9 protein-coding genes are annotated in these 13,879 nt (G+C 65.5%); all 9 read right to left on the reverse strand.

Translation table 11 applies throughout. The features are described 5' to 3' along the window. Positions 1 to 106 precede the first annotated feature (106 nt). A complete protein-coding gene (locus tag HG262_RS13025) occupies positions 107 to 2,062 on the reverse strand; it encodes a DUF945 family protein (protein ID WP_169271429.1) in 1,956 nt (651 codons plus the stop codon). 336 nt (positions 2,063 to 2,398) lie between these two features. Continuing rightward, entirely contained in the window at positions 2,399 to 3,874 is a 1,476-nt protein-coding gene (locus HG262_RS13030; RefSeq protein ID WP_169271430.1) for a M81 family metallopeptidase, read from the reverse strand. Between the two features lie 28 nt (positions 3,875 to 3,902). Further along, a complete protein-coding gene (locus HG262_RS13035) occupies positions 3,903 to 5,312 on the reverse strand; it encodes an amidase (RefSeq protein WP_169271431.1) in 1,410 nt (469 codons plus the stop codon). A gap of 36 nt (positions 5,313 to 5,348) precedes the next feature. Beyond that, the gene (locus HG262_RS13040; RefSeq protein WP_169271432.1) at positions 5,349 to 7,046 is read right to left on the reverse strand and encodes an ABC transporter ATP-binding protein; all 1,698 of its coding nucleotides are present in this window, start codon (positions 7,044 to 7,046) and stop codon (positions 5,349 to 5,351) included. Positions 7,047 to 7,051: 5 nt separating this feature from the next. After that, positions 7,052 to 7,954, reverse strand: coding sequence for an ABC transporter permease (locus tag HG262_RS13045; RefSeq protein ID WP_169271433.1), 903 nt, complete (start codon positions 7,952 to 7,954; stop codon positions 7,052 to 7,054). Positions 7,955 to 7,963: 9 nt separating this feature from the next. Next, positions 7,964 to 8,905 (reverse strand): ABC transporter permease, encoded by a 942-nt coding sequence (locus tag HG262_RS13050; protein ID WP_169271434.1) that lies wholly within the window; start codon positions 8,903 to 8,905, stop codon positions 7,964 to 7,966. 26 nt (positions 8,906 to 8,931) lie between these two features. Next, positions 8,932 to 10,497, reverse strand: coding sequence for an ABC transporter substrate-binding protein (locus HG262_RS13055; RefSeq protein ID WP_169271435.1), 1,566 nt, complete (start codon positions 10,495 to 10,497; stop codon positions 8,932 to 8,934). A gap of 81 nt (positions 10,498 to 10,578) precedes the next feature. Beyond that, complete coding sequence (locus HG262_RS13060; protein ID WP_169271452.1) at positions 10,579 to 12,087, reverse strand: M81 family metallopeptidase; 1,509 nt, start codon at positions 12,085 to 12,087, stop codon at positions 10,579 to 10,581. 218 nt (positions 12,088 to 12,305) lie between these two features. Next, complete coding sequence (locus tag HG262_RS13065; protein ID WP_169271436.1) at positions 12,306 to 13,799, reverse strand: CoA-acylating methylmalonate-semialdehyde dehydrogenase; 1,494 nt, start codon at positions 13,797 to 13,799, stop codon at positions 12,306 to 12,308. Positions 13,800 to 13,879 lie beyond the last annotated feature (80 nt).

Consider the following 13,879-nt stretch of genomic DNA (forward strand, 5'->3'; position numbering starts at 1 on the left):
TCCGGCGTAAGCCGGGCCTGGATCCGAGCCGATCTGCCGGGCATAAAAAAACCCCCATCTACTATCGATGGGGGTTTTTCTTTGGGCTTCAGTTGCCGTGGCAGGCTTACTTGGCCGCCGTGCCCTTGCTCAGCGTGCCGAAGTCTTCGGCGATGCTGATGAAGGTGTTCAGCAGAATCTGCAGGTTTTCCTTGCCGATGCCGCCTTCGGCATTCATGTCCATCTGCAGCACGGCCTGGTTCTTGTCATCGAGGTAGGCGCGGGTCCAGCGGTATTCCTGGTTCCAGGTGTTGATGGCCTTCAATGCCATCGGCTTTTTGGTCTTGTACGTGGCCGTCACGACCAGATCCAGGCACTTCTCGGTGAAGTCGTTGCACAGGAATTCCAGGCGCAGGTCGCTAGCGCCGGTGGTGCCGGTATCCAACACCAGTACCGGGCCTTCGTCGCCGTCGCTCTTCTTCACGGTGTAACCCATGTCGTCGAGCATGCTGCTGACCGTGTCCAGGTTGAAGTCCTGCAGCAATCCGGCGACGGGGGTATCGGACACCGCCGGTTCTTCCATGCCGGGCATCGGTTCTTCTTCGGTCTCCTCGTCCATGGAGTCCATGCCGGCTGCGCCCAGCAGGCCCGAGAAAAGTTCGTCGGCCGGGATCTTCTTGCCGTTCAGGTCGCCCATGCCGTCGGCGAACGTGAACTTGCCGACGATGTTGTCGCCTTCGTTTTTGCCGACGTTGAACATTTCAGCCATGCCGGACATCTGGCGCACGTTCTGTTCGGCTTCTTCGGCGGCCTTGTCGGCGGCCATGCCTTCCTTCTTGACGGCGTATTGCGTCATCAGGTCCTGGACCATCGGCTTGGAGATGATCAGCGTGGCGTCGATGCGCTTGATGGCCTGAACCGCGATTTCCTGCGGGGTCAGGTTCTTGACGTCGGCCGGGTTGGCCAGGTCGAGCGTGAAGTTCAGCTTGCTTTCGCCCTTGCCGGTCTTCCAGCTGATCGGATCGATGCTGAACGACGGGTTGCCCGCCAGCAGCTTGCCGGCGCTGTCCAGCAGCACCTGGATCTGCTCGTCCTTCAGGCCTTCGTCTTCCGTGCTCGCCATGTATTGGCGCATCAGCTGGTTGTAGGTGTCCGACAACTGCTTGACGGCCTGGCCGTCAAGCTTGGCCAGCTTGATGACGGCCTGCCCATTGCCCAGGGCGACGTCGTTCACGATGATGTCGCCGGTCTGGTAGGCGGCTTGCACGTTGATCGACTTGTCGTCTTCCGACAGCTTCACGCCATAGCCGAAGTTGTCCAGCGACAGCTTGATGTCGTCCTCGGGGCGGGTGACGTCGATGCGCTTGATCTTCAGGTCGGAATCGCCGATCGACACGCCGAACTTGCCCACGCGGCTGTTGGCGTCAATGGTCATGCCGGCGATGGAAACCTTGGCCGGATCGCTGCTCTTGGATGCGTCGATCGTCAGCGTGTCCATCACGCCGTGCCCGGTCACGCCTTGCAGGGCGCGATCGAACTCGCCGGTCACGACCATGCCGCTGAAATCGACCGAGGTGCCTTCGTGCGTGACCTTGACCGGGGCGATCTTGGACGTGGAGCTGGTGATGCCGCTGTAGCTGACGGTGGCATCGCTGATCAGCGGCGACACGCCCTTGGTCAGTTCGAACACTTCCTTCAGGTTGTCCGTCTTGGCCATTTCGGCATGGACGTACGCCAGCTTGGGCGCAAGGGCGCCGCTTGCCAGGGCGCTCTTGGGGAAGGGGCCGTGTTCCACGACCGCGTCGAATTCGATCATGCCGGCGGGCATGGCGTCCGGGCTCTTGTCGTTCTTGACGAGCGACAGGCCGTAGCGCGCCTGGGTCGAGAACAGGCTGCGTTCGTACTTCAGCTGATCGATGCGCAGACCGAACAGCGGCGTCAGCTTGGCCAGTTTTTCATTGGCCTCAGCCAGATGGCGCTGCGAGCTTTCCTCAATGCGCTTGCCGGTGTACCACGTGGCGCCTACCCAGCTTCCCGCTCCCACTATGACCACACCGAGGGTGATCGCTACGCTCTTTTTCATCGTTCTGCTTTTTTCGTTGATTATCGAGTCATATCCGACAGGCGAGGCGCTTGTCGCCATCGCGCCCTGGGGGCCAGGGGCTGCTGTCGGCATACACGTATTCATCGGCCTGTAAGGGCCCGGCGGCGAGTATACCGAGGCGCACCGTCATGTAACCGTGCGCGCAGTTACCGAAGATTTCAAAATGAAAGGCCAGTGCAAGGCGCCGGCCTTTTTGCTGCCGGGCCGCCCCAAGGCAAAAACGCCCCCCTTGGGGGGGCAGCAAGCGCACGAAGCGTGCGCAGCGCGGGGGGGCCTCTTCGACAATTTGCCGGTTTGAGGCGGGTTGACGCCGGGTTACAGCGGATCCAACGGGTAAATCGGCCGCCGCACGTGTTTGAAATCCAGCTGGCTGTAATCAGACGTCGTCACCCCCACGCCCGTGCATTCAATCACCTCGGTGGCCATGTCCGAGAAACCCGCGCGCCAGTGCACGCGGCTTTTCAGGACCACGTAGCGCTTTTGTAGCGGGTCGATACCGGCCGACAGCAGGCAATTGATGTCGAAGGGCTCCTGGTGGCGCGACACCAGCACGATTTCGACGCGGCCTGTGTCGATGACGACGGTCAGCCCGGTGTCGTTGCGCACTCCCCGGTACATCGGGCCGCGGTTCAGGTAGACGCCGTCGAACACTAATTTGACGCGGCCGGTGACTTCCAGCGGGTCACTGGCTTGCTTGATGGCGGGCATGGGCAGTTTGCCGCCCAGTTTCAGCGTGATGGTGCTGCCCACGCCGGCGGTGGCGGCCTCTTGGGCGGCCTGCGGGTCGCAGATGGCGTAGAAGACGACGTTGTCCAATTCCTGGCGCAGCACTTCGGCCAGCACGGCGGTGGTGTCCATGGTGCCGCCGGAACCCGTGTTGTCGAAGTGGTCCAGCAGCACGACCGGACCCTGTTCGATCGACTTCGCGCGCGCGATGGTGGGCGCCAGCGGTTCGGGGTGGAACACCCAGTCCGCGCGGCCGGCCCAGGCACGTTCCAGCAGTTCGTCGCGGTACTGCCGCGCGTCCTCGGGCTTGCCGTCCGTACAGACTACCGCGCTCAATCCGGCCTCGCGGATGTCGGCATGCGGGAAACCGACGAACACGGACGCCGCCAGCACGCCGTTGGCCTCCAGTTCCTTGCAGCGTTCCTGCAAGGGCTTGTTGGGCGCGGCGTGCGTGCCCTGGCACATGATGTGCGGCAGCATCGGCTTGTTGGCCCAACTCATGACGGGGTGGATCTCGCCCTTGAGCGTGCGCACGATCACGTTGGCGGCGCGCACGCCGGCCTCGCGGATGTCCACGTGCGGGTAGGTGTGGAAGCCGCTGATGACGGTGGCGTTGTCCACGATGTCGTCGTAGATGTTGGCGTGCATGTCCAGCGTGACGGCGACCGGCGTGTTGGGATCGATTTCGCGCAGGCGGCGCAGCAGGTCGCCCTCGGCGTCTTCCACGCCTTCGGCCACCATCGCGCCGTGAAGGTCGAGCAAGATGGCATCGAAGCCGCCCAGCTTGACCTGGTCCAGCACCAGATTGCACAGCCGTTCATGCGTCTCGGCGCTGGCGGGGCCGCTCGGCCAGGACTCGGCTGCTACAGGCACGACGATGTCGGCGCCCTCGCGGCGGGCCACCTCGATGTAGCCACCCAATCCACTGTCCGTGTTCTCGTAGGCCTTGATGGCGCGCTCGCCCTCGAGGATTTCGGGGCTGCCGCGGAAAAAGCGTTCAAGCGGGGTCGGCACGGGTGAATAGGTATTCGTCTCGTGCTTGATCATTGCCAAAAGCCAACGCATGGGAATTCCTGTGGGTTGCTGTGGAGAGTCAGTTTGCTTGGGGCGGCTGGGGCCACGGATGCTGGGCGGGGCGCATCTGTTCCCAGGCGCGCGCCACGCGCAGCACGCCCAGGTCGTCGAACCGCGCGCCGGCGATCTGCAGCCCGATGGGCAGGCCGGCCCGTGTGTAGCCGCAATTGACCGACGCGGCGGGCTGTTCGCTCATGTTGAAGGGCAGCGTGAAGCCGATGTGGTGCATGGTGGTGGCGACTTCATTGGTGGGCGATGGCCATTCGGCGTTGTAGGCCACCACGGGCGCGACGGGCGACAGCACGTAGTCGAACGGGGCGCAGGCCGCGACGGTCTTGGCGCGCACGTTCAGGGTTTCGTAGTAGCTGCGAAAGACGGCTTCACCGGTCTGCCCGCCGCCGCTTTCCGCCCACGCGCGGATGAACGGCAGGATCTTCGCGCGGCGTGCTTCGGGCAACGCGGCAAGATCGATCGCCGAGCGCGTGCGCCAGAAGCGATCCACGCCGTCCAGCATGTCGGGCGTCATCCAGGGCAGCATCGGGGTGACGACGGCGCCGGCGGCTTCGAAGGCCTGGGCGGCGGCCTGCACGGCCTCGCGCACCTCGGGGTCCAGCGGCAGGCCGCAGCCGGCGTCCATCAACAGGCCGATGCGCAGGCCGCGCACGTCTTGCGCCAAGTTCAGCCAGTCGAAGTCCTGGAACGGCAGGCTCATGTGGTCGCGCGCGTCGGGCTGCGACAGCACGCCCATCATCAGTGCCGTGTCGGTGATGGTGCGCGTCATGGGGCCGGCGCAGCGGCCCATGAATGGCGGGTCGATGGGGATGCGGCCCAGGCTGGGCTTGAGCGTGGCGATGCCGCACCAGGCGGCGGGCAGGCGGACCGAACCGCCGATGTCGGTGCCGATGTGCAACGGGCCATAGCCGGCGGCGGCCGCGGCGCCGGCGCCGGCGCTGGAGCCGCCGGGGTTCTTGGACAGGTCCCAGGGGTTGCGCGTCAGTTCATGGAAGCTGGACAGCCCCGAGGACAGCATGCCGTAGTCGGGCATGGTGGTCTTGCCCAGCAGCACGGCGCCGGCCTCGCGCATGCGGGCAGCCGGGGGCGCGTCGGCGGTGGCCGGGGTCAGGTCGGTAGCGGCGGTGCCCAGCGGAATGGGCGTGCCGCGGGTGGCGATGTTTTCTTTGATGGTGGCGGGCACGCCGTCCAGCGTGTAGCCGCCTGAAGATTGCGGTTCGCCTTTCATCCAGCGGGCTTCGGACGCCCGGGCCATCGCCAGCGCGCCTTCCGGATCCAGCGCGTAGGTAGCCTTCAGGTGCGGTTCCCAGCGTTCGATGTGTTCCAGCACGGAGCGCGTGGCTTCAACGGGCGACAGCGTCTTGTTGCGGTAGGCGTGCAGCAGTTCCTGGGCAGACAATTCATGCGGTTGTGGCATCTCGGTTCCAGTGTGCGGAGGAGGGCAGTCAGGGCATCAGGGCGCAGGCGCGTGCGCGTGCGCCAGGGTGGCCGCGACGGGCTGGAAATTGCGGAAGTCCCAGTCGCGCCCGGGCGCCGCGTCGATCAGGGCGCGGGTGTATTCGTGGCGCGGCTCGGTCAGCACCGTTTCAGCGGAGCCGGTTTCGACGACCTTGCCGCGCTGCATGACCATGATGGTGTCGCAGATTTGCGCGGCCACGCGCAGGTCGTGCGTGATGAACAGCACGCCGACGCCGGTGCGCTGGCGCACTTGCTCCAGCAGCTCCAGCACCTGCGCCTGCACCGACACGTCCAGCGCCGATACGGCTTCGTCGGCCACCAGGATTTCAGGGTCCATGACAAGCGCGCGCGCAATGCAGATGCGCTGGCGCTGGCCGCCGGAGAACTGATGCGGATAACGCCGCATGGCGTCGGGGCTGAGGCCCACGACGGTCAGGGTTTCGCCCGCGCGCTTCAACGCCTGGTCGCGCGGCATGCCGAAATTGAGCAGCCCTTCGATGATGGATTCGCCCACCGTGCGGCGCGGGTTGAGCGATCGGTAGGGATCCTGGAACACGATCTGGATGCGGCGACGAACCGGGCGCAGCGCGGATCCGGACAGCGTGCTCAGATCTTCGCCACCCATCATCATGTGGCCGGCGGTGGGTTCGATCAGCCGCACGATGCAGCGCGCCACCGTGGACTTGCCCGAGCCGGACTCGCCCACGATCCCCAGGATCTCGCCTTTGCGCAGCGTCAGGTTCACGTCGGTGGCGGCGATGACGTTCTGCGCCGCCTTGCGGGAAAACAGCGAGTGCTTGCCGGCGTAGGTGCGGCCCAGCCCCTTGACGTGCAGCACGGGTTGGCCGTCGGGTGCGTCGCGCCGGGTCGGCACCAGGCTGGGCACGGACGACACCAGGCGCCGGGTGTAGGACTGCTTGGGTTCGGCCAGGATCTCGTTGCGGGTGCCGCTTTCGATCAGGTCGCCGCGGTTCATCACCACGATGCGGTCAGCGATCTCGGCGACCACGCCGAAATCATGCGTGATGAACAGCACGGCCGTGCGGTGCTTGACCTGCAGTTCCTTGATCAACGCCAGGATCTGCTTCTGCGTCGTCACATCCAGGGCGGTCGTGGGTTCGTCTGCGATCAGCAGCTTGGGTTCCAGGATCAGCGCCATCGCGATCACGATGCGCTGGCGCTGGCCGCCGGACAGTTGGTGAGGATAGGCGTCGAAGATGCGTTCGACGTCCGGCAGGTGCACCGAGCGGAACATGTCCAGCACCTTGGCGCGGCGTTCCGCGGCGCTCATGCTCTTTCGGTGCAGACGCAACACTTCGTCGACCTGCTTGCCCACCGTATGCACGGGGTTCAGCGCGGTCATGGGTTCCTGGAACACCATGGCCATGCGGGTGGCGCGCATCTCGCGCAGCCGGCGTTGCGAGGCGGTGGCTACGTCCTCGCCTTCGACACGGATGGAGCCGGCGCTGATGGACAGGATGCCCGGCGGCAGCAGGCCCATCACGGCCAGCGACGTGACGGATTTGCCCGAGCCGGACTCGCCGACCACGCACACCGTTTCGCCGGCATGCACGTCCAGGCTCAGGTTGCGCACGACGCGATTGCCCGCGCCGCCGACTTCCACCGACAGGTTTCGAATGGCCAGGATGGCGGACGAGGTGTCGCCCGCGGGAGGGGTAGGGGAATAGGTCATGGGCATCAGATCCTGCGCACCATTTTGGGATCCAGCGCATCGCGCAGGGCGTCGCCCAGGATGTTCACGCTGAGCACGGTCAGCGACAGGAACAGGCCAGGAAAGAGAATCAGGCCGGGCAGCATGCGGAAGTACATGCGGCCTTCGGACATGATGTTGCCCCAGGACGCGATTTCGGGCGGGATGCCTGCGCCCAGGAAGCTCAGGATGGCCTCGGTCAGCATCGCGGACGCAAACACGTAGGTGCCCTGTACGGTCAGTGGCGCGATGGTGCTGGGCACCATGTGGCGCCACAGCAGCAGCGGCAGCGGCGTGCCGAGCGCCAGCGCGGCCTCGACGTAGGGTTCGCCGCGCACCGTCAGGATCTGGCCGCGCACCAGCCGCACTACCCGCGGGATCTCGGGGATGGTGATGGCGACCAGCACGGTCGTGATGCTGGCGCCGGTGACCGAGACCAGGGCGATCGCCAGCAGGATGCCAGGGATCGCCATGATGGCGTCCATCGTGCGCATGATGAACCCGTCCAGCGTCCGGAACCAGCCAGCGATCACGCCGATGACCAGCCCGATGGCGACGCTGACGACCGCGGCGCCCAAACCTGCGATCAGCGAGATGCGGGCGCCGTAGGCCACGCGCGACCAGACGTCGCGTCCGAAGGCGTCGGTGCCGAACAGATAGTCGGTGAAGGGCTGCTTGAGCCGCGCGCCGGGGTCGATGAAGGTGGGGTCGACCGTGCCCAGCAGCGGCGCGAACAGCGCGATGGCGATGATGGCCACCAGCACTACCAGCGCCAGCATGACGGGCCAGCTCTTTAAGCCCTGGCGGATCTGCCGCCAGGCGGTGACTTGAGGGTTGCCGCCTCCGGGGAGGTCGGCTGCCGCTTGCACGGCGTCGGTTGGCGTTTGCATCGAGCGGCCTCAGTATCGGATACGCGGGTCGAACACCGTGTAGGCGCAATCGACAACGAGATTGATGAACACGTAGACGAACGCGAAGAACAGCGTCAACCCCTGGATGACCGGGTAGTCACGCGCCAGCACGGCTTCCACCACCAGTCGGCCCAGGCCGGGGATGTTGAATACCGATTCGGTCACGACCACGCCGCTGATCAGGAGCGCGATGCCCAGGCCCACGACCGTGGCGATGGGCACGGCGGCATTGCGCAGGGCATGGCCGAGCAGCACGCCGGTTTCACCCAGGCCCTTGGAACGGGCCGTACGGATGAAGTCTTCGCCCATGACCTCGATGACGCTCGTGCGCGTGATGCGCGCGATCAGCGCCACGTAGACCGTGGACAAGGCCAGTGAGGGCAGGATGAGCCGGTGCAGGTAGGGCCAGAAACCCTTGTCCAGCGGCGCGTAGCCCTGCACGTTGAACCAGCCCAGTTTGATGGCGAACAGCCAGATCAGCAGATAGCCCGTGACGAACACCGGCACTGAAAAGCCCAGCACCGAAAAGCCCATCACGGCGCGGTCCAGCAGCTTGCCCTGCCGCCACGCCGCCAGGATGCCCAGCGGAATGGCGACGACGAGCGTGAACAGCAGGGTCAGCACCGCCAGGCTCATTGACGGTTCCAGGCGTTGGGCGATCAGTTTGGTGACCGGCACGCCGGACATGAGCGACGTGCCCAGATCGCCTTGCAGGAGCTTGCCGCCCCAGATGAAGAACTGTTTGATGACCGGTTGGTCCAGGCCCATCGTCTGCCGTATCTGGACGATACGTTCAGGCGTGGCGCCGTCGCCAGCCATGATGATGGCCGGATCTCCCGGGCTGAAACGCAATATCGCGAAGACCACCACCGCGACCATCACCAAAACGGGGATGGTCGCGAGGAGCCGGCGTGAGACGAATGCCAGCATGTATTTCCCCCTGAACTACGCGCCCTTTAAGGGGCTTTTTTGACGTTCCAGAACGCAAAGACCGGTGCGTGCACCAGGCCGGAAAGCTTGGTCGAGTAGACGGTCGGCACGGACATCTGGCCCAGCGGCACGTACAGGCCTTCGTCGATGCCGATGCGCTGCAGCTCGTCGGCGATCTTCTTCTGCTCGGCAGGGTCGGACGTCAAGGCGAACTTGGTGCGCAGTTCTTCGACCTGCGGGAAGTCAGGCCAGCCGAACCAGGCGTTGTCACCGTTGGCGGCGGCAGGCGCGGAGCGGACCGGATCCATCACGTCAGTGGCGTACCAGTTGGTGTTGTGGATGTTCCAGCCGCCTTCAGCCGGCGCGGCCTTGGAGGCGCGGCGGGTGGCCACGCTTTGCCAGTCCATCGCAGTCAGGTTGACGTTGAAGCCGGCCTTGCGCAGCGCCTGGGCCATCACCACCGGCTGGGCGGACAGCGTGCCCACGTCGGTCGCGTGCATGACGAGGATGGGCGTGTTGTCGTAGCCCGCTTCCTTCAGCAAGGCCTTGGCCTTTTCGATATTCGACGGAACGACCACGTCCTTGCCGATATCGGTTTCCATCGGCGTGCCGCAACCCCACAGCGAGGCGCAGGTCTTCCAGTATTTCGGATTGCCGACCAGCGCCTTCATCACGTCTTCCTGGCCGATGGCGTACATCGCGGCCTGGCGGATCTTCTTGTTGTTGAAGGGCGGGTACTTGAAGTTGAAGCGGTACATCGTGAAGTAGCCGACCGGGCTGAGCGACTCTTCCTTCAAGTCCTTGTTGCCTTCGATCATCGGCAGCAGGTCGTACGGGAACTGCTCGACGAAATCGATTTCGCCGCCCAGCAGCGCGTTGGCGGTCGTCAGGGCGTCGGGCATGACGTCCCATTCGACCTTGTCCACGTTCACGACCTTGCCGCCGGCCAAGCCGCTTGCGGGCTCCTTGCGCGGCACGTAGTCAGTGTTCTTGGCGTAGACGGTCTTCACGCCCGGCTTGAATTCGATGATCTTGAACGGGCCCGAACCGGTCATGTCGGTGATGGGTTGGCCGATGGCCTGTTCGGCGATGCGCTTGGGCATCATGAACGGCGCGGTGCCGGTGGGCTTGGACAGGGCGCGCAGGGCCAGGTCCGTGGGCTCCTTCATGACGATGCGGAAGCTGTTGTCGTCGATGACTTCGATCTTGTCGGTGAACTTCAGCAGGGTGCGGCCCATGCCGTCGCCGGCGGCCCAGCGCTTGATCGACGCCACGCAATCTTCAGACGTCACGGGTTTGCCGTCATGCCATTTCTGGCCCGCGCGCAACGTCATCGTGTAGGTCTTGCCGTCGGGCGAGACTTCCCACTTTTCCAGCATCTGGGGCTGAATCTTGTTGTCGGCGTCGGTGGCCAGCAAGGTGTCGTAGATCATGTAGCCGTGCCACGTCGTGATGTACGCCGTGGTGGCATGCGGATCGGTCAACCGCAGAGGCGAGTGCATGACGGACTTGATGACGGTTTCGGCATAAGCGCCGTGAGCCATCATCAGCGTTGCACCGGCCAGCGCGGCCGCTCGGACAAACTTGAGCATGGAGATTCCCCTTGAAGCGTAGTGAGCGGCACTGTCGGCCGCTACGTCGTTAACGCGCCGCGCAAGGGCGGCGTGCGAGGGTCAGGCTGTCGCGGCCCGTCCGGAAAACACCGGTCCGCAAGGCGCCATTCTGATACCGGGACGCAACCGTGTCCATGGTTGTTTTGCCGCATCCATCAGCATGGAGCCTGGTGCCGCGCAAACCAGAATCGCCTGCGAGATGGACGTGAAATCCGCGCGGAAGTGCGCGGAACTCTTCACCACCAGAATCGCGGCGCGCGTGGGTTCGACCCCCGCGAACCGGAACATCTCCTGGTCGGCCATCTGCACCTTGTTCGAGGCGACGATGATACGCACGCCGCCGATGCGCAGGCAGGCGCTGGGGCCCAGGTCCATGTGGAATCCACGGTAGAACGCGCCATGCGTATCGAAGCGCCCGTCTGAAGTTTTCTCGACAATGAACTCACTGTCCAGCGGTTCGTCGTCGGGAATACCCGAGTGTCCACCCAGTGCAATCCGGACCGTGTTGCCGACGCCCGCGCGGTGCGCGGCCAGCGCCGCAGCAGGATCCACTATCAGACCGATGGACGCATCGCGCGCATCGTGGCGGATCAGCGCGCGCAGCACGCCGGTGGTGTCGGAACTGCCGCCCGCGCCGGGATTGTCTTGCGCGTCGGCGATGACGATGGGCTTGCGGGCGTCTTGCGCCAGCCGCATGGCTTCCTGCACGGCTTCGTCGGGGGTGTAGAGCCTGCCGCCGAAGTCGCGTTCAGCGTTCAGCACGGCGCGCGCCATTTCCGCGGCGGCCGCGTCGGCGTCGGCTTGCGTGGTGCCGTAAGCCCATACCGTCGGCGCGCATTCGGGGAAGTCCGCGGCGGGAAAGCCCGTGGCGAACGACAGGCTGGTCACGCCGCGCGACTCGATCTCGCCCACCAGTTCGTACAGGCTGCGCGAGGGTTCGATATCGGTGGACTGCCAGCACAGCGAAATCAGATAGGGCAGGGCGCGCAGCGACGCATAGGGCCGAGGCACGCCGGCCAGCCGCAGCGACAGCAGCGCGGCCGCGCGCTGCCCGGTTTCGGCCATGTCGATGTGGGGGTAGGTGCGATAGCAGACCAGCGCGTCGGCGTGGCGCACCATGGCGCGGGTGACGTTCGCGTGCAGGTCCAGGCTGGCAACGACGGGCACGTCGGGCCCGACGAGTGCCCGCACGCGCTTGAGCAGTTCGCCTTCGCCGTCATCCACGTGTTCGGTGACCATGGCGCCGTGCAGGTCCAGGTACACGCCGTCCAGCGGCATCGCCTCGGACAAGCCTTGCAGGATCAAGGCGCTGATGCGTTCGAACGCGTCCTTGGTGACCAGTCCCGACGGGCTGGCGGCGGCCCAGGTGGTGGGCACCAGCGTGTGCTGCCCCATGGCCTCGATGAAGCCGGCCACAGGAATGTTCGCGCCGGCGACGGCGGCGAACATCGCGGGCCCGCTGACAAGGCGCGGCCAGCCTCCGCCCTTCTCGGCAAAGTCTTCCCACGTGGCGCGCGAGGGCGCGAACGTATTGGTCTCGTGCTGAAAACCGCCAATCCCGATGCGCATCATGTTTCCGTTGTCGTGTTGATGTTCGGAAGGCGAGGGGACAACACCGCGCCTGGTTCAGTACTCCCATGGCGCTGGCGCACGCCCCACAATCTACGGGTGGGGCACGGCCTTACCATCCGGCAAGACCTTCCCCAGCGGGGCCGCGCGGATCCGGCTCCGCCGGTCCGCAGCGGCGCCCCCTTGAGGGGGGAGCGCGCAGCGCTTCGGGGGTGGGCTCACTTCGCCACGGGCATGGTGAATTCCGCGCCCTTGGCGATGCTGTCCGGCCAGCGCTGCATCACGCTCTTGTAGCGGGAGTAGAAGCGGATGCCTTCTTCGCCGTAAGCGTGGTGGTCGCCGAACAGCGAGCGCTTCCAGCCGCCGAACGAATGCCAGGCCATGGGCACGGGGATCGGCACGTTGATGCCGACCATGCCCACCTTGATCTGGCGGGCGAAGGCGCGCGCCACGCCGCCGTCGGACGTGAAGCACGCCACGCCGTTGCCGAACTCATGCGCGTTGATCAATTCGACCGCGCTGGCGAAGTCGGGGACGCGCACGATGCACAGCACGGGGCCGAAGATCTCTTCGCGGTAGATGTTCATGGAGGGCTTGACGTTGTCGAACAGCGTGCCGCCCAGGAAGAAGCCCTTTTCGTTGCCGGGCACCGTCAGGCCACGGCCGTCCACGACCATGTCGGCGCCGCAGGCGATGCCGTCCTCGATATAGCCCATGACCTTGTTGCGATGCTGCGCGGTCACCAGCGGGCCCATTTCCGCGTCCGGCTGCATGCCGTCCTTGACTACCAGCGCCTTCACGCGCGGGATCAGGCGTTCGACGACCTTGTCGGCCACGTCGCCCACCGCCACGGCCACGGAAATCGCCATGCAGCGTTCGCCGGCCGAGCCGTACGCCGCGCCCATCAGCGCGTCGGTGACCTGGTCGAGGTCGGCGTCGGGCATCACCACCAGATGGTTCTTGGCGCCGCCCAGGGCCTGCACGCGCTTGCCGCGCTTGGTGCCTTCGGAATAGATGTATTCGGCGATGGGCGTCGACCCCACGAACGACAGCGCTTCGACGTCGGGATGCGCGATCAGCGCGTCCACGGCCTGCTTGTCGCCATGCACCACATTGAAGACGCCGCCGGGCAGGCCGGCTTCGGTCAGCAATTCCGCCAGGCGCAGCGAAGCGGACGGGTCGCGTTCCGACGGCTTGAGCACGAAGGTGTTGCCGCAGGCGATGGCCACCGGGAACATCCAGCACGGCACCATCATCGGGAAGTTGAACGGCGTGACGCCGGCCACGACGCCCAGGGGCTGGCGCATGCTCCAGTTGTCGATGCCGCCGCCGATCTGGTCGGAGTACTGGCCCTTGAGCAGTTGCGGGATGCCGCAAGCGAATTCCACGATCTCGATGCCGCGCATGACTTCGCCCTTGGCGTCGGAGAAGACCTTGCCGTGTTCGCGGGTGATCAGTTCGGCCAGTTCGTCCTGGTGCTGGTCCAGCAGCGCCTTGAAGTTGAACAGGATGCGGGCGCGCTTGAGCGCCGGGGTCTCGGACCAGGCCGGGTACGCGGCCTTGGCGGCAGCGACGGCCATGGCGACGTCCTCGTTAGAAGCCAGCGGCACCGAGGCGCAGATCTCGCCGGTGGCGGGATTGAAGCCATCGGCGTAGCGGCTGCTGCGGCCTTCGTAGTGCTGGCCGTTGATGAAATGGGAGATCTTCTTCATGGTGTGGAAGCTCGAAACGCGGGATTCTTCAAAAACGTCCGAGGGCGGCCATCGGCCGCCCGCGAAGCTGTGTCAATGCG

The sequence above is a fragment of the Achromobacter sp. Bel genome (assembly GCF_012928505.1).
Lineage (GTDB): Bacteria > Pseudomonadota > Gammaproteobacteria > Burkholderiales > Burkholderiaceae_B > Achromobacter.

What these genes read in the sequence shown, in the direction of transcription:
- HG262_RS13055 (WP_169271435.1), bottom strand. Translation starts at nt 10,497, where the DNA reads ATGCTCAAGTTTGTCCGAGCGGCCGCGCTGGCCGGTGCAACGCTGATG.
- HG262_RS13025 (WP_169271429.1), bottom strand. Translation starts at nt 2,062, where the DNA reads ATGAAAAAGAGCGTAGCGATCACCCTCGGTGTGGTCATAGTGGGAGCG.
- HG262_RS13060 (WP_169271452.1), bottom strand. Translation starts at nt 12,087, where the DNA reads ATGCGCATCGGGATTGGCGGTTTTCAGCACGAGACCAATACGTTCGCG.
- HG262_RS13030 (WP_169271430.1), bottom strand. Translation starts at nt 3,874, where the DNA reads ATGCGTTGGCTTTTGGCAATGATCAAGCACGAGACGAATACCTATTCA.
- HG262_RS13040 (WP_169271432.1), bottom strand. Translation starts at nt 7,046, where the DNA reads ATGACCTATTCCCCTACCCCTCCCGCGGGCGACACCTCGTCCGCCATC.
- HG262_RS13065 (WP_169271436.1), bottom strand. Translation starts at nt 13,799, where the DNA reads ATGAAGAAGATCTCCCATTTCATCAACGGCCAGCACTACGAAGGCCGC.
- HG262_RS13050 (WP_169271434.1), bottom strand. Translation starts at nt 8,905, where the DNA reads ATGCTGGCATTCGTCTCACGCCGGCTCCTCGCGACCATCCCCGTTTTG.
- HG262_RS13045 (WP_169271433.1), bottom strand. Translation starts at nt 7,954, where the DNA reads ATGCAAACGCCAACCGACGCCGTGCAAGCGGCAGCCGACCTCCCCGGA.
- HG262_RS13035 (WP_169271431.1), bottom strand. Translation starts at nt 5,312, where the DNA reads ATGCCACAACCGCATGAATTGTCTGCCCAGGAACTGCTGCACGCCTAC.